Raw genomic sequence first — 22579 nt, forward strand, 5'->3', positions numbered from 1 at the left:
CTGTGTGGTCGTGCCGTGGTGGTGCCGGGCCGTCGGCGGGCCGGTACCGGGGCGGGCGCGAACGGGGCCGTCAGCGGGAAGCGTCAGCAAGGTCGACTTCTGCGCACCCGTTCGAGCCAAGTGCTGTACGGGTAGGGGTGGGACCGCAGGGCCCGGGGTAGTGGCCGCGCGGACGGCTGCTCGGCCGCCCCGGCAACGTCGCCCGGCAGCGGTACGGGGCCTTGCCCATAACCCCCATGGGCAAGCACTGTCGGCACTCGCAGGTAGATTCGATGATGGGGCGGCGTGCCGGACGAGTCTCTGGTCCCCGCCCGGATTTCCGACGATCAGTGGTACCAGAGGTGCCAATGGGACCAGTGGGAGTGTGATTCGCGTGGATCGTGTCGCGCTGCGTGGGCTGAAGGCCAGAGGGCACCACGGGGTCTTCCCCCGGGAACGCGAAGAGGGCCAGACCTTCATCGTGGACCTGGTGCTGGGCCTGGACACCCGCCCGGCGGCGGCGACCGACGACCTCGCGAAGACCGTGCATTACGGCGTCGTCGCGGAGGAGGTCGTGGCCGTCGTCGAGGGCGAGCCGGTCGACCTCATCGAGACGCTCGCGGAGCGCATCGCCGGTCAGTGCCTCAAGCACGAGGGGGTGCAGGAGGTGGAGGTGGTCGTCCACAAGCCGGACGCCCCGATCACCGTCCCCTTTGACGACGTGACCATCACCATCACCCGGAGCCGAGTATGACCAGCAGTGACCCGACCGTTCAGCCGGTGCCCACCTCCGTGGTGGAGCGGGTGGACGCCGCGGACGTGACGCTCTCCAACCCCAAACGCGCCGTGATCTCCCTCGGCAGCAACCTCGGCAACCGCCTGGAGACCATCCAGGGCGCCATCGACGCCCTGGAGGACACCCCGGGCGTGCGGGTCAAGGCCGTCTCGCCGGTCTACGAGACCGAGCCGTGGGGCGTCGACCCGGGCTCCCAGCCCACGTACTTCAACGCGGTGGTGCTCATCAAGACGACGCTGCCGCCCAGCTCGCTGCTGGAGCGCGGGCACGCCATCGAGGAGGCCTTCGAGCGCGTCCGCGACGAGCGCTGGGGCCCGCGCACGATCGACGTCGACATCCTCGCGTATCAGGACGTCGTCTCCGAGGACCCGCTGCTCACCCTGCCGCACCCGCGGGCCCATGAGCGGGCCTTCGTGCTGGTGCCGTGGCACGACGTCGATCCGGAGGCGGAGGTTCCGGGCCGCGGCGCGGTGGTGGAACTGCTCTCGGCGGTCGGCCGCGAGGGTGTGACGCCGCGGGTGGACCTGGAACTGCGGCTGCCGGAGTAGCCGCCCCCGGGAGGGCCGCGCCTGCCGGACAGCGGCCCTGGAACCGTGACTGCGGGCAGTCGTCAAGAGTCCGGCACAGGTACGAGAACGAAAGCACGAGGGGCGAGCGCTCGGTGAAGCAGCTACACATCAAGGTGCTGGTCGGGCTGTTCCTGGCGGCCGGGGTGCTGGCGTGGGCCGGCGCCCGGCTGTGGGACGCCCTCGGCACGCTGCCCAGCGTGCCGCTGGCGGCCCCCGTCGTGCTGGCCCTGATCGCCGCCGTACTGGCCGCCACCGCGCTGTCCCTGCGCTCCCGTCTGAACGCCCAGCGCGCCCGGGAGCCCGGCGCCAAGGGCGTCGATCCACTGGTCGCCGCCCGCGCCGTCGTCTTCGGCCAGGCGAGCGCCCTGGTGGCCTCCCTGGTGGCGGGTCTGTACGGGGGCGTCGGCGTCTTCCTGCTGACCGCCGGGCTGGACGTGGAACCGCGCCGCGACCAGGCCATCTACGCCGGGTTCGCGGTGCTGGCGGCTGCCGCGGTGGTGGTGGCCGCCATCTTCCTGGAGCGGGTGTGCAAGCTTCCGGAGGACGACGACGAGACGGGGGGCGCGAGCCCGGCGTAGGCGGGGCGGTGGCGTACGGCCGGCCGTCCGGCCGACGGCCTGATCCGGCGGCCGGACCCGGCCCGCCACCCTTCCCCTCCCGCGCTCCGTACGGCTACGCGCCGGGCACGCTCTCCACCACGACGTCCTCCCGGTCCACCCGGCCCGCGTCCGCTGCCGTGGACCGCCGCAGCGCGGCGTGCAGCCCCGCGGGCGTCAGGACGCCGAGGAAGCGGTCGCCGTCCAGCACCGCGATCCACCCCGCGTCGTGCTGGAGCATCGTGCTGAACGCCTGCTTTAGCGGTGCGCCGAGCGGCAGCCACGCGTCCATGCGCCGCGCGTGGTCCCGTACTTCCGCACCGGCCTTGCCCGCCCCACCGGCCCCACCGGTGCCGGCGGCCAGGCCGGCGCCGGACACCCACCCGTGCAGGTCCCCGTCCGCGTCGAGCACCACGGCCCACGCCGCGCCCTCCTCGGCCAGCCGCGCGGCGGCCCGCGCCGCGTCGTCGTCGAGCCGGACCACCGGCGGCTGCTCCAGGTCGCCGGTCTCGATGGGGGTGACCGAGAGCCGCTTGAGGCCGCGGTCGGCGCCGACGAACTCCGCGACGTACGGGGTGGCCGGCGCGCCCAGCACCGTGGCCGGGGTGTCGAACTGCTCGATGCGTCCCGTGCCGTACACCGCGATGCGGTCCCCGAGCCGGACCGCTTCCTCGATGTCGTGGGTGACGAAGAGCACCGTCTTGTGGAGCGTGGACTGCAGGCGCAGGAACTCCGTCTGGAGGTGTTCGCGGACGACCGGGTCGACCGCGCCGAACGGCTCGTCCATCAGCAGGACGGGCGGGTCGGCGGCCAGCGCGCGGGCGACGCCGACGCGCTGCCGCTGCCCGCCGGAGAGCTGTTCGGGGTAGCGGTCCCCGTACCGCGCGGGGTCCAGGCCGACCAGTTCGAGGAGTTCGGCCGCGCGGTCCCGGGCCTTCTTGCGCTGCCAGCCGAGCAGGTGCGGGACGGTGGCGGTGTTGTCCAGCACGGTCTTGTGCGGGAAGAGGCCGACCTGCTGGATGACGTAGCCGATGCGGCGCCGCAGCTCGACGGGATCGATGGCCGATATGTCCGCGCCGTCCAGGTATATGTGACCGCTCGTCGGCTCGATGAGCCGGTTGACCATCTTCATCGTCGTGGTCTTGCCGCAGCCCGACGGCCCGACGAGGGTGACCAGCTCGCCCTCCGCGACCTCGAAGGAGAGGTCGTCGACGGCGGTGGTGCCGTCGGCGTAGCTCTTGGTGACGTGCTCGAAGCGGATCATGGTGGGTTCCCCCAGTGTGAACGGTCGCCGGCCGGGCAGGCGCAGGGCGCTCCTCGGCTGATACCCGCGGCATCCGTTCCGTCGCAGGCGTCTTGTCACGACTGGATGGCGGGCCGGTTGGATTGTCAGTGGTGGGGGATAGGGTCGCAGACAGTCACCGAAAATGTGAGCGACAGGGCGGGGGAGGTGACCGCGGGTGAGTGCGCAGAGCTGCCTGGAGGCGAACGACTGGATCTGCGGTGAGTATGTCCGGACGCGCAGCCGGGAGTTGCTGGACGCGACCGTCCAGCATGTGGGCATCACGCTGGTGTCCGTCGTCATCGGGCTGCTGATCGCCTTCCCGCTGGCGCTGGTGGCCCGCCGCTGGCGGGCCGCCGCGGGCCCGGTCCTCGGACTGACGACGATTTTGTACACGGTCCCGTCGCTGGCGATGTTCGCCCTGCTGACACCGGTCTTCGGGGTCTCGGCGGCGGTGGTCGTCACCGGCCTCGTGCTGTATTCGCTGACGATCCTCGTGCGCAACATCCTCGCCGGGCTGGAGTCCGTGCCGCAGGAGGTGCGCGAGGCGGCCCGCGGCATGGGGTACGGCCCGGTGAAGCTGCTGCTCGGCGTCGAACTGCCGCTGGCGCTGCCCGCGTTGACGGCCGGGCTGCGCATCGCGACGGTGTCGACGGTGGCGATGACGACGATCGGCGCCGTGGTGGGCTACGGCGGCCTCGGCAACCTCATATCCAGCGGCATGGAGGGCTTCTTCAAGGCGGAGGTGCTCACCGCCTCGGTGCTGTGCGTCCTGCTGGCGGTGGTCGCGGACCTCCTGCTCCTCGGCCTCCAGCGGCTGCTGACGCCGTGGACCCGGGCGCAGGCGCGGGCGCGCTCCCGGGCCCGGCGCGCGCGGCGGGCCGCGGGACGGGCGAAGAAGGCGGTGGTCTGAGGCGATGGACGCGATAACGGGCGCGTGGGACTGGCTGGCGGCCCCGGCCAACTGGGCGGGCGAGAAGGGGGTGTGGCACCGCCTCGGCGAGCACGTCTACCTCAGCGCGATGTGCCTGGCGATCTCCTGCCTGATAGCCCTGCCGGTCGCCCTGTACCTGGGCCACATCGGCAAGGGCGGGGCGCTGGCGGTCAACATCTCCAACGTGGGGCGCGCGGTGCCGACGTTCGCCGTGCTGGTCCTGCTGACGCTCAGCCCGCTGGGTACGGCGGGGGACTGGCCGACGATCATCGCGCTGGTGCTGTTCGCGGTGCCCCCGCTGCTGACCAACGCGTATGTGGGCATGCGGGAGGCCGACCGGGACGTGGTCGAGGCGGCGCGCGGGATGGGCATGTCCGGGCCGCAGTTGCTGCTGCGGGTCGAGGTGCCGCTCGCCTACCCGATGATCATGACGGGGCTACGGTCGGCCGGTGTCCAGGTGGTCGCCACGGCCACGCTGGCCGCGCTCGCCGGCGGTGGCGGCCTGGGCCGCATCATCACCGCCGGGTTCGGCAACTACAACACGCCGCAGGTGGTGGCGGGCGCGGTGCTCGTGGCCGTACTGGCGCTGGTGGTCGAAGGACTGCTGGTGCTGACGGACAAGGTCTTCGACCCGATGCGCCGGGGCCGGAGCCGGGCGCGGAAGTCCCGTACGCCGGCCGATGACGCGGCCCCCGCCGGGAGCCCCGCGTGAGCCCGTACGGGCACGCCGGCCGGCCCGGCAGCGGGCCCCGCGCCGGGACGGGCCCGGCAGTGGGCCTTTCGCCGGGACGGCCCCGACCTCTGGGCTCGCACCCGGCGGGACGGCCACGGCTTCCGGGGCTCGCACACGGACTTTTTCCCTCTCTCCTCCTTGGATGGTGAACCGGTATGAACCACGACCCGAACAGCCAGCGCCCCAGCCACCGCCCCCACCGCGGGCGCAGGCCGTCCCGTACGGCGCGGGCCGTGCTCGTCGCGGGCGCCGTGGCCGCGCTGGCGGGCGGGCTGGCGGCCTGCGGCGGGAAGAGCCTGGAGGAGAAGGGCGGCGCGCAGAGCGGTGGCGGAAAGGGGGACATCGTCATCGGGTCGGCCGGTTTCACCGAGTCGAAGGTGCTCGCCGAGATGTATTCCAAGATCCTCAACGATGCGGGATACCACGCGACCGTCAAGACGCTCGCCAATCGCGAGCTGTACGAACCGGCGCTGGAGAAGGGCCAGATCGACGTCGTACCGGAATATGCCTCGACGCTCGCCGAATTCCTCAACGCCAAGAAGAACGGCCCCGACGCGAAGCCCGTCGCCTCCAGCGACATCGACAAGACGGTCGCGGCCCTGAAGGCGCTCGCCGCGCCCCGCGGACTGAAGGTGCTGCCGGCCGGTGCGGCGACGGACCAGAACGCGTTCGCGGTGACCAAGGAATTCGCCGACCGCCACCGGCTGAAGACGCTCTCCGATCTCGGCCGGTCCGGGCAGAAGGTCAGGCTGGCGGCGGGCGAGGAGTGCGAGACGCGGCCGTTCTGCAAGCCGGGCCTGGAGAAGGTCTACGGCATAGACGTGACCGGCATCGACCCCAAGGGCGTCGGCACCACGCAGGCCAAGCAGGCGGTCAAGGACGGCACGGACCAGATGGTGCTGACCACGACGACGGACGCCACGCTCGGCAACTTCGGCCTGGTGCTGTTGAAGGACGACAAGAAGCTGCAGAATGCCGACAATGTGCTGCCCGTGGTGAATGCCAAGAGCGCCGGTGACAAGGAGATCGAGGCGGCTCTCGGCAAGCTCAGGGACAAGCTGACGACCGCCGATCTGATCGACCTGAACCGCAAGGTCGACGCGGAACGGCAGAAGCCGGCGGATGTCGCGAGCGCATATCTGGAGTCGAAGGGACTGGCGGAGAAGTAACCACCGGGAAACGAAGCGGCGGGCGGGGCCCCATAGGTCCCGCACGCACGGTAAGTTTCAGGCCATGCCACGAGGACGCCACCGCCATTCGCCACCCCTGCACCGGCTTCTTCCTCCCGTGACGGTCGCCGGTGCGTCCCTAGCCTGCGCCTCGGGCGCCTGGCTCGTCGGTGATGACCTGGCCCGGAGTGTGTTCGCCACGGGCGCGGCGGCCGCCGCGGTCACCGGTTCCGTACTGCTGCGCGCATGGGACCGTACGGCGGGCAAGAGCGTCGCCGAGCTGAAGAACGCCCGGGTGCGGGACGAGTGGAAGACCGACGAGCGGATAGCCGAGCTCGAAACGGACCTGGAGGAGTCCCGCGCGGTACGCGGCAAGCTGGACACCAAGCTGCGGGCCAAGCGTGCCGAGCTGGCCCGGCTGCGCAGCGAGCACGCCGAGCTGCTGCGCCGCTACGCCACCGCCGAGACCGAGCGGGCCAGCGCGCTGGAAGGCCGCCGGCTGCTCGCGATCGAGGCCGGCACCCCTGCCCGGGAGCTGACGGCCGGGGCCGTGGCGGACCCGGCCGGGAACGTGCCGGGCGCGCTCACCGCGGTGCTGTACCACCGGGCGGCGGAAGCGCTGCGGCAGCTGCCGCGCAATGCGGCCCGCCAGGCCGAGAGCGCGCAGGCCCGGGACGGTGAGGACGGCCCGGGGAATTCCGTGGCGGCCACGGAGCCCTCGGCCGCGCCCGGCCGCCCCCGTACGGCCGCCGCCTCGCAGCCGACCGTTCCGCGTCGGCCCGGCTCCCCTGCGGAGTCCGCCGCCGCGCAGCCTGCCGACCCGTCGCCCGCCGACGCGAAGACGGATCAGGCTCCCGGCCGCGACGGCGGTGCTTCCGGCCGTACGGCCTCCGGCCAGGGGCAGGACGCCCTCGGTGCGGACGCCGTTCCCGGTGACGGGAGCCCCGATGGCGCCCGGGAGGCCGCCGAGGCTGCCGCCGACGCGCCGGAAGCCGCACAGCAGGCCGCGCGGGTGGCGCCGGGCCTGCGGCCGGTCCCGGCCGCGGCGGCCGTCGTCGCGCCCGTCCAGACCCCGCGGCTGCCCGCTTCCCGCGTGCAGGGCGGCTTCGACTTCTTCGGTACGGCCACCGGCACCGGAGCCGTACGGAGCACCGCCGCGCAGACCGGTCCGGGTACGCCGAACGGTGCGGGTAAGGGCCTGCCGTCGGCCGTGCCGCGGCGGTCGAAGCCGGTCCGGCGGCTGGAGGAGGACCTGGCCGACGTGGTCGGGGACGAGGCGGTCGCCGAACAGTCGGCGCTCGGCCGGGCCCGCACGACGGACGAGGTGCGGGCCGAGGCCGGGCGGCAGCCCGGTGACGGCCGGCAGTCCGGCGAAGGGCAGAAGCCCGGTGACGGCCGGTCAACCGGTGACACCGGGGTGGCGGAGCCGGCTGCTGAGGCGGCGGACGGCGATGCGGCTGCGGACGCGGAAGCGGGTGCGGAAGCTGAAGCGTCCGGTCCGGACTCCGGCGACGGAGAGGTCATCGACCTGACCGCGCACGACGAGACCGAGCAGATCGACATGGCGGAGCTGCGCAGCGCGGTCTCCTCCTGATCGTTCCGTACTGATCGTCCCGTGCCCGGCGCGCGAGCTTCGGGGCCACGATGCGCCCGGCGATGGTGCCCCTGCCTTCGCCGCCCTCATACGGCGGCAGGCGGGCCCACTGCCGGGCGCATCGACGTGACCGGCCCGTTTCCGGGCGCGTCAGCGTGACCGGCGGTCCGTCGCCGGGCGGGCCCGGTGGGCTGCCCGGCCCCCGCCCCGGCCCCGGTGGACCGCCGTCATCACGGCGGCGGCCAGGGCGAACCCGGCGGCCACCCACGGCAGGCGGGCCGCTCCCACCGTCTCCACGCCGATCCCGCCCAGGCCGCCCGCCAGGGACACGGCCAGGTAGATGGCGGCCGCGTTGAGGGAGACCACCACCGCCTGCGCCTGAGGGGCGAGCGCGGCGATCCGGTGCTGCTGCGGTGTGGTCACCGAGAACGACACCCATCCGGACACCGCCACCGCGACCAGCGCGGCGGGCAGCCACTCCCTGCTCAGCGGCACCAGCCCGAAGACGACGGTGAGCGCGAGCGCGGCAGCGAGGACCACCCGCCGCGGGCCGAAGCGGTCGGCCAGGTGCCCGGCGACGAGGTTCCCCGCCGTACCGCAGACGCCGAAGACCAGCAGCAGTACCGCCGCCAGGCCGCTGTCCGTGTCGCCGCCGCTCGCGCCGTGGCCGAGCACGGGCGCGTAGACGGCGCTGATGTACTCGAACGGCATGTAGATCGCGACGAAGACCACGACGGTGGTGGCGAGCACGTACAGGATGCTCCGGTCCGCCAGCGGTGCGAGCCGGCGGCGCAGGCCGCGCGGTGTGTCGATGCGGATGCGCGGCAGACGGGCGGCGAGCAGCGGTACGACGAGCAGGGGCAGCACGGTGACCAGCCACATCGTGGTGCGCCAGCCGTACGCGCCGCCGACGGCGGTGCCGAGCGGCGCCCCGAGGACCAGCGCGGAGGTCAGCCCGGTGTTCACCAGGGCGAAGGCCCGGCCGCGTGCTGCCTCGCCCGCGAGGGCGGCGGCGGTGGCCGAGGCGTTCGGGGTGTAGAGCGCGGCACCGGCCGCCGCGACGACGCGGGCGGCGAGGGCCAGCGGATAGGTGGGGGCCAGGGCGGTGGCCGCGTTGCCGAGCGCGAAGACGAGCAGCGCGGTGATCAGGACCGTGCGCCGGGACCAGCCGGCGGTGCACGCCGCCAGCAGGGGCGAGAGCAGCGCGTACCCGATGGCGAACGTGGTGACGAGCTGTCCGGCGGCGCCGAGCCCGATGTGCAGGTCGGCGGCGATGCTCGGGAGCACACCGGCGATCACGAAGGCGTCGGTGCCGACGACGAACGTGCCCAGGGCGAGCACCGCGCCGTGGAAGCGCCAGTTCCCGGCGGGCGCGGCGGACGCGTCCGGTGGGGACGCCGTGTCCGGGGCGGGTGGTGTGGACGGGGCAGGTGATACGTCGAGCGCGATGGGAGCGGCTGACGTGACTGGTGTGACCGGCGCGACCGGTGTGGCCGGTGCGCACGACGGCGGGTGGGACGGGCTGTTGCGGGGCATGCGAAGCTCCGGCTCAGTAAATGGTACCGATCAGTACCGTCTGCTGGGATGGCGAGACGGTACCGATCGGTTCCATCTGAGGTCAAGATTGGTTATCGTGGCCGCATGCCGACCAACGCCCGCGAACGGCTCGTCAGGGCAGCCGAGGAGCTCTTCTACGCCGAGGGCATCCGTGCCGTCGGCGTCGAGCGGCTGCTCGCCACCTCGGGAGTGGGCCGGGCCTCGTTCTACCGGCACTTCGCGAGCAAGGACGACCTGGTCGTGGCCATGATCGACGGCTACGGCCGACGCTGGTTCGACTGGCTGCACGCCGCGGTCGCCGAGCGCGGCGGCACGCCGCTCGCCCTCTTCGACGCACTCGCCGCGCGCTTCGAGTCCGACGACTACCGCGGCTGCGCCGCCATCAACACGATGGTCGAGATCGCGGACCCGGCCAGCCCCGCGCACCGCGCGGCCGCCGCCCACAAGCACACGCTGACCGCGTACGTCGCCGAACTGCTCACCGCCGACGGCTACACCGGCGGCACCCGGGAACTCGCCGAACAGCTCGTCCTGCTGATCGACGGCGCCCAGGTCACCGCCCTGCGCGAGCGCTCGGCGGCCCCCGCCCACCGCGCCAAGGCGGTCGCGACCGCCCTCCTGTCGGCCGCGTGACGCTCCCCGGTGGCGCGCTTCCCCGCAACCGCCGTACGGCTCACCGCGAACGGCGGTCTAGGAAGGAGAGCGGGCTCCTCTCGGGCGCGAACGGTATTCCGGTCCTGTGGGCCCGATAGAGGATCAGCAGCGACTCGCCCAGGAAGCTGACCCCGATGGTGAGCTGGGTGGGGCGGGCGTACGGGTGCATGCCCAGGTGCTCGGCGAGGGCGCCGTAACCGGCGGAGACCAGCAGTGACGCGATGACGACGGCGAACGTGCGGCCGGTGTAGCGCTGCCACAGGGCGCCGTCCTTCTCGCCGAGGCGGACCAGGCCGCCGCGTACGGCGCCGAGCGCGAAGCCGAGGAAGGCGCCGGGGATCACCCAGGCGAGGTCGGTCCCCGTCACGTTGTCGGCCTTGGCGATGAAGGCGATGCCGAGTCCGGTGAGGACGACCGGGCCGGCGAAGAGTTCGCGGACGTTGACCGGTTCGCCCCACAGCCGCTTGACGATCACGATGACGAGTACCGCGACGATGATCGCCGCGAGCAGCCAGCCGTTCACTGTTCCCCCTGGGTGTGCTCCGGTGGGCGCGGGTGGCCCACTTTTTAGCTCGCTCGTGCTAAAAAAATAATTTAGCTCGGTCGTGCCACAATGGCAATATGCCGAAGATCGTTGACCCCGCGGCCCGGCGCCGGGCCGTCGCCGACGCCGTGCTGCGCGTGATCGGCCGGGAGGGGGTGGAAGGCGCCTCGCTGCGCAACGTCGCCGAAGAGGCCGGACTGGCGATCGGATCGGTGCGGCACTACTTCCGCGACCACGACGAGCTGCTGCTCTTCACGATGCGGGAGCTGAGTACGCGCATCGATCACCGCGTACGCGCCCACGTGGACCGCCTGCTCGACCCGGCGGCGCGGGACGAGCGCCCGGTGCGGGTCGAGGAGCTGATCGGCGAGTTCCTCGCGCTGGACGAGGGGCGGCGCCAGGAGGCGGTCCTGTGGCTGGCGTTCTGCGGAGCGGCCCGTACCCGCCCGGAGCTGCGGGCGTGCGCGGTGGAGATGGAAGCCGGGCTGCGCGATCTGCTGGCGCGGGTGCTGCGCGAGGCGCAGGAATCCGGCGCCCTGCCCGCCGGCCTGGACGTGGACCTGGAGTGCCTGCGCCTGTCCGCCCTGCTGGACGGGCTCAACCTGCGGGCGATGCTGGAGCCGGAGTATGTCACTCCGGAAGCCCAGCGCACGGTCCTGCGGCGGCATCTCCAGGGGCTCCGGGCGACGCCTCGGTGATGCGTGTGATCCGGTCGACGGGGCGGGTGCGGCGGAGTTCCCGTGCCACGTACGAGGGGTGACGGTCGGCCGTAATCCGGTCGACGGGCCGACGCGCGTTCGGCAGCATTCCGTCATGGAACAGCTTCGCCCACCTCAGGGGTTCCGCTACTGGCCCCCGCACGGAATCCGCATCCGCACGCCGCGCCTGGAACTGCGCCTGCCCGACCTCGCGTTGCTGGACGAGCTGGCCGCGCTCGCCGCGGACGGTGTGCACGACCCGGCGCAGATGCCGTTCAGCGTGCCCTGGACGGACGTGCCCCCGGAGGAGCGCGGGCGCTCGGCCTTCCAGCACCTGCTCGGCACGATCGCGGAGTGGCGGCCGGAGCGCTGGACGCTGGGCCTCGCCGTGACCCGGGACGGCAAGCCGGTGGGGTTGCAGGACATCGGCGCCGAGGACTTCGGGGTGACCCGGGAGGCGGGAACCGGCTCCTGGCTGGGGCTGGCCCACCAGAACCAGGGCATCGGTACGGAGATGCGCGCGGCCGTCCTGCACTTCGCCTTCGAACGGCTCGGCGCGCACGCCATGACCTCCGCCGCGATGTCGGACAACGCCCGGTCCCTGGCGGTGTCGCGCAAGCTCGGGTACGTACCGGACGGCGTGCAGGTCATCGCGGTGCGCGGGCAGGCGCGGACGCTGCGGCGGCTGCGGCTGGACCGGGCGCGGTGGGAAGCGCACCGGACGGTGCCGGTCGAGGTGGAGGGGTGGACGGAGGAGTGCCGGGCGCTGTTCGGGGCGTAAGGCGAGCCGGGCGCTGTTCGGGCATGAGGAGTCGAGGGGTGTCGAGGGGCGAGGGGCCGAGGGCCGAGGGGCGCGAACGGCGTGCGGGTGGGTGCGGGGCCCGGACGAGCGCCGGGCGAGCGCTGTTCCCGTACGGGTACGCTGGCGCCCGTCTTGATCAGGGCGGGCGCGCACCGTACTACGGGTACGCGCGGGCGCCCGGCGACCGCGGGGGTGACCAGTGGCCGGAGCAGTCACCAGGAAAGCGGCCGGAAGAACGGCCGGAAGAACGGCCAGGAGCGTGCCCGGGAGAGCGGCCGGGCCGGTGACGCGGACGGCGCCGGCGGCCGTGCTCGCCGCCGTGGCGCTCGTCGGCGCGGGCTGCTCGGCGGCGCCCGGGACCACGGCGCAGCCGGAACCGAAGCCCACGCCCTCCAGGACCGCACCCGCCTGCCCCGAGGACGGCGTCGTCATCAAGGGGTCGCGGGTGGACGCCGCGATGGGCACGCGCGCGATGGGCATCACCTTGACCAACTGCGGCACCCATCCGTACCGGCTCGACGGCTACCCGGGCGTCCGCGTCCTCGACGAGCACCGCAAGCCGCTGGACGTGAAGATCGGCCACGGCTCGGACATCGTGGACGACGTCGGACCCGAGCCGCTGACGCTCAAGCCGGGCGAGCACGCCAGGGCCGTACTGATGTGGCGCAACCGGGTCACGGACGTGACGGGCCCCGCCGTGAACGGCGCGTTCCTGGCGCTCACCCCGGCAGAGGGCGGCGGCCGTCCGCAGACGGTCCGCGAACTGATCGATCTGGGCTCCACCGGCAAGCTGGGCGTCACGGCCTGGCACCGGGAGGGCCCGAAGCCGCGCAGGTAGCGCGGCACCGCACGCCCCGGACCGCCCCGGCCGCCCGCTACTTGTCGATGTCGCCCACCACGAAGAACAGCGAGCCGAGGATGGCGACCATGTCGGCGACGAGCGTGCCCGGCAGCAGCTCGGTCAGCGCCTGGATGTTGTTGTACGAGGCGGAGCGGAGCTTGAGGCGGTACGGGGTCTTCTCGCCCTTGGAGACGAGGTAGTAGCCGTTGATGCCGAGCGGGTTCTCGGTCCAGGCGTAGGTCGCGCCCTCGGGCGCCTTGAGGACCTTCGGCAGACGCTGGTTGATCGGGCCGGGCGGCAGCTCGGCGATCCGGTCCAGGCAGGCGTCGGCCAGCTCCAGGGAGTTGTGGGTCTGCTCCAGGAGGCACTCGAAGCGGGCCAGGCAGTCGCCCTCCTCGCGGGTCACCACCTTGAGCGTGTCCTGGAGACCGGCGTACGCCAGGTACGGCTCGTCGCGGCGCAGGTCGAAGTCGACGCCGGAGGCGCGGGCGATCGGCCCCGACACCCCGTACGCGTGCACCGCCTCGCGGCTCAGGACGCCGATACCGCGGGTACGGCCGCGGAAGATCTCGTTGCCCAGGACCAGCCGGTCGAAGACGTCCATCCGGGAACGCACCTCGGAGACGGCGTGCCGGGCGCGGCCGAGCCAGCCGGCCGGCAGGTCCTCCTTGAGGCCGCCGACGCGGTTGAACATGTAGTGCATGCGCCCGCCGGAGATCTCCTCCATCACGTTCTGCAGCTCTTCGCGCTCGCGGAAGGCGTGGAAGACGGGGGTGATGCCGCCCAGCTCCAGGGGGTAGGAGCCGAGGAACATCAGGTGGTTCAGGACCCGGTTCAGCTCGGCGAGGAGCGTACGGGTCCACACGGCGCGCTCGGGGACCTCCATGCCGAGCATCCGCTCCACGCCGAGGACCACGCCCAGCTCGTTGGAGAAGGCCGACAGCCAGTCGTGGCGGTTGGCGAGCATGATGATCTGCCGGTAGTCGCGCGCCTCGAAGAGCTTCTCGGCGCCGCGGTGCATATAGCCGATCACGGGCTCGGCGTGCTGGATGCGCTCGCCGTCCAGGACGAGGCGCAGCCGCAGCACGCCGTGCGTGGAGGGGTGCTGCGGGCCGATGTTCAGCACCATGTCGGTGCTTTCCGCCGCGCCGCCGATGCCGACCGTGGTCTCCGTCATGGGGACAGTCTTGCAGTTCGGTCCCGTGGGGGGAGGCTGTGGTCGGGGGCAGCGGGGCCGGGACCGGGCCGGGCGGTCAGAGGGTGAGCAGGCCCGTACAGCTGCCGCCGACCGGTTGCAGCAGCCAGCCGAAGGAGCCCAGGCCCGCCGGGTCGGTCAGCTCGGCCGCCGCGCCCGCCGAGCCGAGCGCCCGTACGTAGGCGGCGGGGTCGCTGGACGCGAGGGCGAGCGGCGGGCGGCTGCCGTCGATGCCGAGGGCGTGCAGCGCCTGCCGCTGGGTGAGGTGCTCGGCGCCGGGGCCGGCGCAGGCGTCCAGGGCGACGTGGGCGGTGATGTCGCAGCTGCCGTCGGGTACGGGGTGCACCTCGCGGCCGTCGCGGAAGCCGGTGAGGGTGCCGAAGGGCGGGCGTGCGTCGCGAAAGTGCGCGTAGTCGGCGGTGGCGGCGAGCCCCGCGCGCAGCACACGCACGGCGCGGGACCAGGCCGCGTCCCGGGGGCGGCCGATCTCGGCGCGCAGCCCGGTGGCGGGGGCCTGGTCCGGGGCGGCGCCCGGCAGGGGCCACCACCGGGCGAGCCACTCGGCGTCCGCGCCGGTGACCGGGTCGCCGAGCCGCTCGGTGCCGTCCGGCCGGACCAGCACGTGCCGCGGCACGCCGTCCGCGTCGGTCTCGGCGACGTCGACGGGGACGTTGTCCAGCCACTCGTTGGCGAAGAGCAGACCCGTCAGGGACCCGGGCGCGGGCAGCTCGGCTCGCCAGGTGATGCGGGCATCGAGGCCGGCGGGCCGGGGGGCGCGTTCGACGGCGTACGGGCGCACGCGGGCGCGCACCGGCTCGGGGAGCGCCGCCAGTACGCCGGTCAGCAGCTCGCCGCGCCCGGCGCCCACGTCCACCAGCGCCAGCTCCGCCGGACCGCCCAGTGCCGCATCGACCCGGCACAGCAGGCTGGCCAGCGCCTCGGCGTACAGCGGAGAAACATGCACGGACGTACGGAAGTGGCCGGCCGGGCCCGGTCCGTCACCGCTGGTGTAGAAGCCGCCGGGGCCGTACAGGGCCCGTTCCGTCGCGTCCCGCCAGCCGCACCAGTCCTGTGTCACCGCACCACGGTACGCGGGACCGGGCGGGCGTCCACGGTGGGGGACACGGCGACCGGGACCACGGTCTCGGCCCTGTCTCCACCTTGCGGAGTACACCCGTCCCCCAGGATCGCCCGTCCGGTTGACCCGTACACCTATACGCTCTGCCTACGCTGGGTGACGTGCAGCGTCTCTACGACTTCTTCCGCAGGCATCCGACCGGGGTGGACACCTTCTGGGCGGTCCTCCTGTTCGGCTTCAACTGCCTGGCGCTGGTGGCGTCGGTGGATGCGCAGAGCGACCTGAGGACGGGTGCCGACGCCCTCGTCGTCATCGCGATGTGCCTGGTCGTCGCGCTGCGGCGGAAGGCGCCCGGGAAGATGCTGCTGCTGTCGGTCGTGGTCGGGCTCTGCCAGGTCGCGTTCGGCGTCCAGCCCAGCCCGGCCGATTTCGCCATGCTGGTGATCATTTACACGGTCGCCTCGGGCACCAGCCGCTGGGCATCGCGCACCGCCCTCGTCGGCGCCCTGCTCGGCCCGCCGCTCTACGGCGTCCGCACCGCCCAGGGTGAGGCCCTGCCCCGCAGTCTGTGGGAAGGGCTGTTCATCATGGGCCTGTTCACCGTCCCCTTCGTCCTGGCGTGGGTGCTCGGCGACTCGGTCCGTACCCGCCGCGCGTACTGGGCCCAGCTGGAGGAGAAGGCCGCCCGCCTGGAGAAGGAGCGCGAAACGCAGTCGCGGATCGCGGTGGCCGCCGAGCGCGCCCGGATCGCCCGCGAGCTGCACGACGTCGTGGCGCACAACGTCTCCGTGATGGTGGTCCAGGCCGACGGCGCCGCGTACGTCCTGAACACCGCGCCCGAACAGGCCAAACAGGCACTGGAGACGATCTCCGGCACCGGCCGGCAGGCACTGGCCGAGATGCGCCGCCTGCTCGGCGTGCTGCGCACCGGCGAACAGCCCGAGAGCGGCGAGTACGTGCCGCAGCCCGGCGTCGAGCAGCTGGCCGACCTGATCGACCAGGTACGGGGAGCCGGGCTGCCGGTCGACTTCCAGGTCGCGGGCGAGCCGCGTCCGCTGCCCAGCAGCGTCGAGCTGACCGCGTACCGCATCGTGCAGGAAGCGCTGACGAACACCCGTAAGCACGGCGGCCCGGACGTCGGCGCCACGGTCCGCCTCTCCTACCAGGACAGCGAGCTGGACCTGCTGGTCGAGGACGACGGACGGGGCGCCCAGCACGAGCTGTACGCGGGCGGCGGGGCGGACGGCCTCGGCCACGGGCTGATCGGCATGCGCGAACGCGTCGGCATGGTCGGCGGCAGCCTGGACGCGGGGCCGCGGCCGGGCGGCGGCTTCCGGATCAGCGCGGTACTGCCGCTGAAGTCGGGGCAGTGAGCGGGGCGTCGGCTGGGGCGGTTCGCTCCGCCCCTGCCAGCAGGGCCGCTCCGTCCCCTGGCAGCGGGGCCGCTCCGTCCCCTGGCGGTAGGGCCGCTTCGCCGCCGCCATCGGACTGCTGCCCGGCCGCCCGCTGCGGTCACCTCCGGCACCCCGCCCGCTCCACCGCCCGTTCCGTACGTTCTTGCGCTCCGTACCCTGGTGCCGCGCCGTCGACGGCCGGCCTCCCCGGCGCCGGGACGACCGGCTCCACCACCAGCTCCGCCGTTGAAAGGGACCTCCTGCCATGACTGTCCGCGTGATGATCGTCGACGACCAGGTGCTGCTGCGGACCGGTTTCCGCATGGTGCTGGCCGCACAGCCCGACATGGAGGTCGTCGCCGAGGCCGGTGACGGGGTGGAGGCCCTGGAGGTGCTGCGGTCCACCAAGGTCGACGTCATCCTGATGGACGTCCGCATGCCGCACCTGGACGGTGTGGAGACCACCCGCCGTATTTGCGCGGGCGGGCAGAAGGAGGACGCGCCCAAGGTGCTCATCCTGACCACCTTCGACCTGGACGAGTACGCCTTCTCCGCGCTCAAGGCGGGGGCCAGCGGCTTCATGCTCAAGGACGTGCCGCCGGACGAGCTGCTGGCCGCGATCCGCGCGGTCCAGAGCGGGGACGCGGTGGTCGCCCCCTCCACCACCCGCCGCCTGCTGGACCGCTTCACGCCGATGCTGCCGACGACCGCCGCCGAACCGGTCCGCCCGGAGCTGGGGCGGCTCACCGAGCGCGAGCGGGAGGTGTTGCTGCTGGTCGCGCAGGGTCTCTCGAACGGTGAGATCGCGGCCCGGCTGGTGCTGTCGGAGGCCACGGTCAAGACCCACGTGGGCCGCATCCTCACCAAGCTGGAACTGCGCGACCGGGTGCAGGCGGTGGTGCTCGCGTACGAGACGGGGCTCGTACGGGCCGGGGGCGGCGCGGGCGCATAGCGTTCCGGAACATCACGGCGGCGGGCCCGGAAGGGCACGTACCGGTACGGGGAGGGGCGGGGACGTAGGTCCGCGGAGCCGCGCAAACCTGCGAAAACCCGCCCTGAGCTGCGGAAATAGCCGATACTGAGAGGCGTGGACACACCGCCAAACGGTAGGAGCGCATCCATGGCAGCCATCCCCGCCGCCCCGTCGGCCGACTCTCATCCCCACTTCCCCGCGTCGTTGCTGCACGACCTGATGTACGGCCACATCTACGCGTCCGCGCTGCGCGCCGTCGCACTCCACGGCATAGCGGACCTCTTGGCCGACGGCGCGCGGTCCGCCGAGGAACTGGCCGAACGGTCCGGTACCCGTGCCGTTCCGCTGCGCCGCATCCTGCGGCTGCTCGCCGCGCGCGGCCTGTTCAGCGAGAACGCGGACGGTACCTTCGGCCTGACGGAGGCCGGGACGGCGCTGCGGACCGGCGTGCCCGGCTCCCGGCACGCCGGGGTCATGCTGTTCACCGACGAGATGTACCGCCGTTCCGCGGACTGCCTCGTGGACACCCTCCGCACGGGACGGCCCGGCTTCGACGCCGCGTACGGCGTGCCGTTCTTCACGCACCTGGCCGAGGCCCCCGACGCGAGCCGCCTCTTCGACACCGCGATGACCTCGCTCACCGGCGGCGTGAACGAACTGCTCGCCGGGAGCTACCGGTTCCCGGACAGCGGGACGGTCGTCGACGTGGCCGGCGGCCGGGGCGGACTGCTCCGTGAGGTGCTCACCCGCTCGCCCGGCCTGACCGGGGTGCTCTTCGACCGGCCGGAAACGGTCACCGACCACCTGCTCGACACCGCCGAACTGGCGGGCCGCTGGCGTACCGAGGGCGGCGACCTGTTCACGGCCGTACCCGCGGGCGGTGACCTGTACCTGCTCAAGAACATCCTGCACGACTGGCCCGACGACGACTGCCTGCGCATCCTCGGCACCGTCCGCCGGGCCATGGCGCCCGGCACCCGGCTGCTCGTGATCGACGCGGTGCTGCCCGCCGACGGCAGTCCGCATCCGGCCCTCGCGCTGGACATCGTCATGCTGATGATGCTTCAGGGACGGGAGCGTACGGCCGCCGAATTCGAGGACCTGCTGGACCGCTCGGGGTTCCGGCTGCGCCGCGTCATCCCGACGCCGGCGCTGACCTCGGTCATCGAGGCGGAGGCGGTCTGAGGCGGGAGGAACCGGGGCTGCTGGGCGGCGAGTTGCCGGGTGGGGCGGGGTTGACGGGAGTGGGGGAGGGGAGGACATTGAGCGGGCTCCGTAAGGAAACTTTCCTAACAGAGGAGTCCTGCTGTGCGCGTACGTACCTTCGCCCTCGCCACCGCCGCCGGAACCGCGCTGCTCGCCGCCGCGGCACTGCCCGCCACCGCCCAGCCGTCCACCGCCCCCACCCCGCACGCCGCCGGAGCGGCGAGCCGGCCGGGTGTGACCGAGGGGTCGGTCGGCGCCGCCGACCTGCTCGCCAAGGTCAAGGACTGTTCACAGATATCCAACGGCAAGTACCGGACCGACGAGGAGACGTCGGCGACCGTCCCGGTCTGCGGCAAGAAGAACGCCGTGTTCTGGAAGGCGGACATGGACATCGACTGCGACGGCCAGGTCACCGCCAAGTGCAACAAGAACACCGACCCCTGGTTCCAGCCGGACACCCGCTTCCACCAGTCCGACGGCAAGCCGCTGAACGCCGAGAAGCTGCCGTACGTCGTCGTCCCGTCGGTCAGCGGCATCTGGAACTACGAGTCGGCGGGCATCAAGGGCGGCGGTGTCGTCGCCATCATCTACAAGAACAAGGTCGAGTACGCGGTCGTCGGCGACACCGGCCCCGAAAAGATCATCGGTGAGGCGTCCTACGCGGCCGCCAAGGGCCTCGGCATCGACCCCGACCCGGCCACCGGCGGCGCCGAATCCGGCGTCACCTACATCCTGTTCAAGAACTCCAAGGCGACCCCCATCGAAAGCCACAGCGAGGCCGTGACCCGCGGCGACGCGCTGGCCAAGAAGTTCCTTCAGGAGAACTGAGGGGACAGGAGAACTGAGGGGGTGGGCGGGGGCTGAGAGGCTGAGGGGGACGGGGGCTGGTGAGGCCCGGGGGGCTGACGGGGCTGGGCGGGACCGGGAGGGGGCGGGCGTGGGGTGGTTGGCGGGCAGGGCTGCGGGTGTACGACTGGCGTAGTCCGGCCGGGAAGGTGCCATCCCGGTGTGCAGGCCGAGGAGGTGCCGCCCGGGGGTGGTCCGCAGAGGTGCCGCCTGGGAAGGGGCCGTCCGGAGATGTGCGGCCCGGGGGGCATGTGCTCGGGGACGTGCCGTCCGGGGAGATGCGGTGCGGGGAGGTGCGGGGACGTGCCGTCCGGGGAGGTGCGGCCCCGGGAGGTGTCGCCTGGGGCATGCGCCTGAGGCATGTGTCCGGCGGACCTCAGCGCAGGACGCCCTCCAGAAAGTCGCTGCCCAGGCGCGCCACCACCGGGAGGTCCAGCTGGTGCAGCACATACCGGCCGCGGCGGCGCGTCTGGAGCAGCCCGGCCTTCTTCAGGACGGCGAGGTGCCGGGAGACCTCGGGCGCGGATATGCCGTGCGCGGCGGCCAGTTCGCCGGTGGTGTAGGCGGTACGGGCCAGGTTGCGGCACATCCGCAGACGCATCGGATGGGCGAGCGCGTCGAGCCGGGATTCGAGCAGGGCGACCGAGGCGGGGCCGGACAGCTCCGGCGCCGCGACCGGGTAGTGGATCACCGGCCGCCAGCCCGGCGCGTGCAGCACCATCAGATGCGGCCAGCCGAATGAGGTGGGGATGAAGGTGATCCCCGCGCCGACTGCCGGGTCCAAGGCCGTGGTGTGGCCGTTGAGCAGCTTGTCGACGACGATGCGGGAGCGCTTCTCGTCGAACGTCACCGCGGGTGATATCTCGGCCAGTGCCCCGGCCAGCCCCTTGTGCCGCAGGACCTCGGCCTTGTGCCGCGCGTCGGCCGCGAGCTGGACACGTACCCGCTTCCAGACGTCCGCGAAGAACGCCTGGTCGCAGTCCTCGAACAGGCGCCGTATCCAGGCCCGAACGCCAGGCGGGTCGGCGAGCAGTCGCTGGGCGAATTCGACCTGCCGGGGGCCGCGGGCGGTGGCCCGCTCCAGCGCCAGCCGCCGGGATTCGGCGTCCACGAGCGGCGAGGGGCTGCCGAACCTGAACGAACTGGTGCAGGAGATCTCCAGCGCCGCGTTCACGTATACCTCGTCGTCGAGCCGGTCGAGCAGATCCAGATCCTCGGCGAGCGTCGCACCGGGCTGCCCGGCGGCGTCCGCCAGCGCGGCGAACGGCATCGACACGTCGGAGAAGGTCGGCCCCCACAGGAAGTCCGCCTCGCACAGCCGGTCGGCCAGGTCGGGCTTCAGAGCGCTGGCCGTCGCGGTCGTCCAGCCGTGCAGCCCGGGGTGGTGGGCGGGCTCGGCGAGCGCATGCAGAGCGGTGCCCAACTCGGCGAGCGGCGAAGGGCTGAACACCATGCGCTCGGCAGGCAGCCCCGCCACATCGATCCACACACTCATCTGCCGTCCTGTCCTCACTCTGTGTGCTGCACTGTTGGTGTATAGGCCGCCCGGGGTGCCGGTCCCTGTGTCGCTCGGTCGTCGTGCGTGCCCTCCGGCGGGGCGTCCGGGCCCTGCGCCGCCCTGTCGTCGTGCGTGCCCTCCGGGCGGGGGCCCTGGGTCGCGCTGGTGCCGTGCGTGCCCTCCGGGCGGGGCGTCCGGGCCCTGTATCGCTCTGCCATCGTGCGCGCCGTCCGGGGCGTGTCGTGCCCTGGGCCGCGGCGCCGAGCCCGCGCGCCGGCGGCCGGAGCGGGGCTGCGTCGGTGCGGGTGCCGGGTGCCGGGTGCCGGATGCCGGGCTCAGGGTGCCGGGCTCCGGGGGGCCGGTTGCGGTCCGGTGCCGGTGCCGGGCGCGCTCGTACGACCCGTCCACCTGTCGGCCTTTCGGGGGCCCTCCCCTCCCCCCGCCCCCACCCAGCCACCGGCCCAACCCCACCCACGCCTCCTCCCGCTACCGACCTCCCCGCCCGGCGCCGCCTCCGGACCTGGCCCTGGCACCGCCCCAACTCCACCCCAACCCCGCCCCCACAACCTCATAATGCGCGAGCCCCTGACCTGCGGCGGCGTCGTTTGACTGCTCCCGTCAAACGTCGGGCCGCCAGCTGCCGGACGGCCCCAATGTGGTTCCCATGGACGCATCACAGCAGCACATGCTCGACGCTTACCGTGCCGCCCAGCGCGGCGAACTTCCCCCCGCCCCGCCCGGCACCGGCGAACTCCAGGCCGTGCGCGAGATCCGGCAGTGGCTCCGGTTCCGCGCCGTGATCACTCCACCTGCGGACCGCCCCCTGGCCCGCTTCCGACGCGCCGTACGCCAGTCCCTGACCTGAGGGCCCCGTACACCTGGCCCTGCTGGACGCGACCTGGGTGCCCCGGCTCGGTGGTGGCCGAGCCAGGAGCCACCCGCTCCGGGGCGGGGCGGCAAGGCCTACTCGTGACTACAAGGCTGGGCACGTGGTCGAGCGTGGGATCAACCGCCTGAAGAGGAACCGGGCGGTGGCCTTTCGGTTCGACAAGCTCGCCGTCCGCTTCGAGGCCCCCTTCCTCATCGCTGCGATCAACGAATGGTTGCGACCCTGCCGGAGATGTCAGTCCCCCGTGCCACCCTGGCCTCGGCCAGGCCGGAGAGTGAAGGGACGGGAGTTTCATGGGCGCTGCGTACTACCGCGCCGACAGCGAGAACGGTGACCACATCGACGACCCGTCCGAGGACGCGTTGTACATGCTGCTCGACGATCTCAACAGCTCGGACAACACCTTCGTCGTCATCCAGCCCGACGAGGACGACCCTGTCTGGTTCACCTCGGTCGCCGTCCTGGACGAAGGCGGTTACGAAATCGTCCGCCGCGACGCCACCCGCCGCGAACACGATGTCATCACCGAAACCAGCATCGACCGGATCGCCAATGACCTCACTATCTGGATGGCCGCCCGCGATTTCCCGGCACGACCAGCCCAGCACATCAGCAACTCTTGAAACACGCCTTGGTCCCCCCTTCCCTTCACCCTTCCCCTCCTTGCGCTCCGTCCCGCCCTTTCCGCTGTCACCCCCAACCATGACCGGTTCGGCCTGCGCCGGCCAGCCCTGTGGATAACTCGGGAGCGC

Annotated in this window: 23 protein-coding genes; 17 read left to right on the top strand and 6 right to left on the bottom strand. The window is 72.8% G+C overall.

The genetic code is table 11. The features are described 5' to 3' along the window. Positions 1-373: 373 nt before the first annotated feature. The 3 genes from folB (at position 374) to ACH4FX_RS24765 (ending at position 1922) form a co-directional block, all read left to right on the top strand. Positions 374-733 carry a dihydroneopterin aldolase gene (folB, locus tag ACH4FX_RS24755; protein ID WP_030019216.1) on the top strand — a complete coding sequence of 120 codons (360 nt, stop codon included), beginning with the start codon at positions 374-376 and terminating at the stop codon, positions 731-733. Beyond that, on the top strand, positions 730-1323 hold the full coding sequence (gene folK, locus ACH4FX_RS24760) for a 2-amino-4-hydroxy-6-hydroxymethyldihydropteridine diphosphokinase (protein ID WP_004571915.1): 594 nt from the start codon (positions 730-732) through the stop codon (positions 1321-1323). The genes folB and folK overlap by 4 nt, the downstream gene beginning before the upstream one ends. Positions 1324-1436: 113 nt before the next feature. Then, positions 1437-1922, top strand: coding sequence for a DUF3180 domain-containing protein (locus ACH4FX_RS24765; protein ID WP_398482353.1), 486 nt, complete (start codon positions 1437-1439; stop codon positions 1920-1922). Positions 1923-2016: 94 nt separating this feature from the next. Here the strand turns inward: ACH4FX_RS24765 and ACH4FX_RS24770 are convergent, their stop codons facing one another. After that, on the bottom strand, positions 2017-3204 hold the full coding sequence (locus tag ACH4FX_RS24770; protein ID WP_398482355.1) for an ABC transporter ATP-binding protein: 1188 nt from the start codon (positions 3202-3204) through the stop codon (positions 2017-2019). Between the two features lie 196 nt (positions 3205-3400). On the opposite strand from ACH4FX_RS24770, the gene ACH4FX_RS24775 reads away from it, so the two are divergent. From ACH4FX_RS24775 to ACH4FX_RS24790, 4 genes are all read left to right on the top strand, one after another. Next, complete coding sequence (locus tag ACH4FX_RS24775; RefSeq protein ID WP_398482357.1) at positions 3401-4135, top strand: ABC transporter permease; 735 nt, start codon at positions 3401-3403, stop codon at positions 4133-4135. Between the two features lie 4 nt (positions 4136-4139). Continuing rightward, positions 4140-4868, top strand: a complete 729-nt coding sequence (locus ACH4FX_RS24780) for an ABC transporter permease (RefSeq protein ID WP_398482359.1) — start codon at positions 4140-4142, stop codon at positions 4866-4868. Positions 4869-5044: 176 nt separating this feature from the next. Next, on the top strand, positions 5045-6058 hold the full coding sequence (locus tag ACH4FX_RS24785) for an ABC transporter substrate-binding protein (protein WP_398482361.1): 1014 nt from the start codon (positions 5045-5047) through the stop codon (positions 6056-6058). A 118-nt stretch (positions 6059-6176) separates the two neighbouring features. After that, on the top strand, positions 6177-7652 hold the full coding sequence (locus ACH4FX_RS24790) for a hypothetical protein (protein ID WP_398482363.1): 1476 nt from the start codon (positions 6177-6179) through the stop codon (positions 7650-7652). A 150-nt stretch (positions 7653-7802) separates the two neighbouring features. On the opposite strand, the gene ACH4FX_RS24795 is transcribed toward ACH4FX_RS24790, so the two are convergent. After that, positions 7803-9188, bottom strand: a complete 1386-nt coding sequence (locus ACH4FX_RS24795; protein ID WP_398482365.1) for an MFS transporter — start codon at positions 9186-9188, stop codon at positions 7803-7805. Positions 9189-9293: 105 nt separating this feature from the next. Between ACH4FX_RS24795 and ACH4FX_RS24800 the strand changes: the two genes are divergently transcribed. Continuing rightward, positions 9294-9842, top strand: coding sequence for a TetR/AcrR family transcriptional regulator (locus tag ACH4FX_RS24800; protein WP_398482367.1), 549 nt, complete (start codon positions 9294-9296; stop codon positions 9840-9842). Positions 9843-9882: 40 nt separating this feature from the next. On the opposite strand, the gene ACH4FX_RS24805 is transcribed toward ACH4FX_RS24800, so the two are convergent. After that, on the bottom strand, positions 9883-10386 hold the full coding sequence (locus ACH4FX_RS24805) for a DUF1453 domain-containing protein (protein WP_398482369.1): 504 nt from the start codon (positions 10384-10386) through the stop codon (positions 9883-9885). Between the two features lie 98 nt (positions 10387-10484). On the opposite strand from ACH4FX_RS24805, the gene ACH4FX_RS24810 reads away from it, so the two are divergent. The 3 genes from ACH4FX_RS24810 to ACH4FX_RS24820 all read left to right on the top strand — a co-directional run bounded on the left by ACH4FX_RS24810 (position 10485) and on the right by ACH4FX_RS24820 (position 12745). Next, positions 10485-11105: a TetR/AcrR family transcriptional regulator gene (locus ACH4FX_RS24810; RefSeq protein ID WP_398482371.1), complete on the top strand. Its 621-nt coding sequence runs from the start codon at positions 10485-10487 to the stop codon at positions 11103-11105. Positions 11106-11220: 115 nt separating this feature from the next. Beyond that, a complete protein-coding gene (locus ACH4FX_RS24815; RefSeq protein WP_398482373.1) occupies positions 11221-11886 on the top strand; it encodes a GNAT family N-acetyltransferase in 666 nt (221 codons plus the stop codon). Positions 11887-12166: 280 nt separating this feature from the next. After that, complete coding sequence (locus ACH4FX_RS24820; protein WP_398482375.1) at positions 12167-12745, top strand: DUF4232 domain-containing protein; 579 nt, start codon at positions 12167-12169, stop codon at positions 12743-12745. A 37-nt stretch (positions 12746-12782) separates the two neighbouring features. On the opposite strand, the gene ACH4FX_RS24825 is transcribed toward ACH4FX_RS24820, so the two are convergent. Together ACH4FX_RS24825 and ACH4FX_RS24830 are read right to left on the bottom strand one after the other, a co-directional pair. After that, on the bottom strand, positions 12783-13925 hold the full coding sequence (locus ACH4FX_RS24825) for an NADH-quinone oxidoreductase subunit D (RefSeq protein WP_398482377.1): 1143 nt from the start codon (positions 13923-13925) through the stop codon (positions 12783-12785). A gap of 76 nt (positions 13926-14001) precedes the next feature. Beyond that, entirely contained in the window at positions 14002-15021 is a 1020-nt protein-coding gene (locus tag ACH4FX_RS24830; RefSeq protein ID WP_398482379.1) for an SAM-dependent methyltransferase, read from the bottom strand. Between the two features lie 161 nt (positions 15022-15182). On the opposite strand from ACH4FX_RS24830, the gene ACH4FX_RS24835 reads away from it, so the two are divergent. The 4 genes from ACH4FX_RS24835 (at position 15183) to ACH4FX_RS24850 (ending at position 19422) form a co-directional block, all read left to right on the top strand. Then, entirely contained in the window at positions 15183-16394 is a 1212-nt protein-coding gene (locus tag ACH4FX_RS24835) for a sensor histidine kinase (RefSeq protein ID WP_398482381.1), read from the top strand. A gap of 286 nt (positions 16395-16680) precedes the next feature. Beyond that, positions 16681-17367: a response regulator gene (locus ACH4FX_RS24840; RefSeq protein ID WP_398482383.1), complete on the top strand. Its 687-nt coding sequence runs from the start codon at positions 16681-16683 to the stop codon at positions 17365-17367. Between the two features lie 168 nt (positions 17368-17535). Further along, a complete protein-coding gene (locus tag ACH4FX_RS24845) occupies positions 17536-18573 on the top strand; it encodes a methyltransferase (RefSeq protein WP_398482385.1) in 1038 nt (345 codons plus the stop codon). Between the two features lie 123 nt (positions 18574-18696). Then, on the top strand, positions 18697-19422 hold the full coding sequence (locus ACH4FX_RS24850) for a glycoside hydrolase family 75 protein (RefSeq protein ID WP_398482387.1): 726 nt from the start codon (positions 18697-18699) through the stop codon (positions 19420-19422). A 394-nt stretch (positions 19423-19816) separates the two neighbouring features. Here ACH4FX_RS24850 and ACH4FX_RS24855 read toward each other — a convergent pair whose 3' ends face one another. Beyond that, positions 19817-20935 (bottom strand): DUF5937 family protein, encoded by a 1119-nt coding sequence (locus ACH4FX_RS24855; RefSeq protein ID WP_398482389.1) that lies wholly within the window; start codon positions 20933-20935, stop codon positions 19817-19819. A 667-nt stretch (positions 20936-21602) separates the two neighbouring features. Here ACH4FX_RS24855 and ACH4FX_RS24860 point away from each other — a divergent pair. Together ACH4FX_RS24860 and ACH4FX_RS24865 are read left to right on the top strand one after the other, a co-directional pair. Beyond that, the gene (locus ACH4FX_RS24860; protein ID WP_398482391.1) at positions 21603-21803 is read left to right on the top strand and encodes a hypothetical protein; all 201 of its coding nucleotides are present in this window, start codon (positions 21603-21605) and stop codon (positions 21801-21803) included. A gap of 317 nt (positions 21804-22120) precedes the next feature. After that, positions 22121-22450: a hypothetical protein gene (locus ACH4FX_RS24865; RefSeq protein WP_398482392.1), complete on the top strand. Its 330-nt coding sequence runs from the start codon at positions 22121-22123 to the stop codon at positions 22448-22450. The last annotated feature ends 129 nt before the right edge of the window (positions 22451-22579 follow it).

Source organism: Streptomyces sp. NPDC018019 (assembly GCF_044327805.1).
Lineage (GTDB): Bacteria > Actinomycetota > Actinomycetes > Streptomycetales > Streptomycetaceae > Streptomyces.

Bases quoted from the DNA above. Each gene is read 5' to 3' on its own strand.
- ACH4FX_RS24810 (WP_398482371.1), top strand. From the start codon at position 10,485: ATGCCGAAGATCGTTGACCCCGCGGCCCGGCGCCGGGCCGTCGCCGAC.
- ACH4FX_RS24780 (WP_398482359.1), top strand. From the start codon at position 4,140: ATGGACGCGATAACGGGCGCGTGGGACTGGCTGGCGGCCCCGGCCAAC.
- ACH4FX_RS24825 (WP_398482377.1), bottom strand. From the start codon at position 13,925: ATGACGGAGACCACGGTCGGCATCGGCGGCGCGGCGGAAAGCACCGAC.
- ACH4FX_RS24860 (WP_398482391.1), top strand. From the start codon at position 21,603: ATGGACGCATCACAGCAGCACATGCTCGACGCTTACCGTGCCGCCCAG.
- ACH4FX_RS24845 (WP_398482385.1), top strand. From the start codon at position 17,536: ATGGCAGCCATCCCCGCCGCCCCGTCGGCCGACTCTCATCCCCACTTC.
- ACH4FX_RS24770 (WP_398482355.1), bottom strand. From the start codon at position 3,204: ATGATCCGCTTCGAGCACGTCACCAAGAGCTACGCCGACGGCACCACC.
- ACH4FX_RS24785 (WP_398482361.1), top strand. From the start codon at position 5,045: ATGAACCACGACCCGAACAGCCAGCGCCCCAGCCACCGCCCCCACCGC.
- folK (WP_004571915.1), top strand. From the start codon at position 730: ATGACCAGCAGTGACCCGACCGTTCAGCCGGTGCCCACCTCCGTGGTG.
- ACH4FX_RS24840 (WP_398482383.1), top strand. From the start codon at position 16,681: ATGACTGTCCGCGTGATGATCGTCGACGACCAGGTGCTGCTGCGGACC.
- ACH4FX_RS24800 (WP_398482367.1), top strand. From the start codon at position 9,294: ATGCCGACCAACGCCCGCGAACGGCTCGTCAGGGCAGCCGAGGAGCTC.
- ACH4FX_RS24865 (WP_398482392.1), top strand. From the start codon at position 22,121: ATGGGCGCTGCGTACTACCGCGCCGACAGCGAGAACGGTGACCACATC.
- ACH4FX_RS24795 (WP_398482365.1), bottom strand. From the start codon at position 9,188: ATGCCCCGCAACAGCCCGTCCCACCCGCCGTCGTGCGCACCGGCCACA.
- ACH4FX_RS24815 (WP_398482373.1), top strand. From the start codon at position 11,221: ATGGAACAGCTTCGCCCACCTCAGGGGTTCCGCTACTGGCCCCCGCAC.
- ACH4FX_RS24855 (WP_398482389.1), bottom strand. From the start codon at position 20,935: ATGAGTGTGTGGATCGATGTGGCGGGGCTGCCTGCCGAGCGCATGGTG.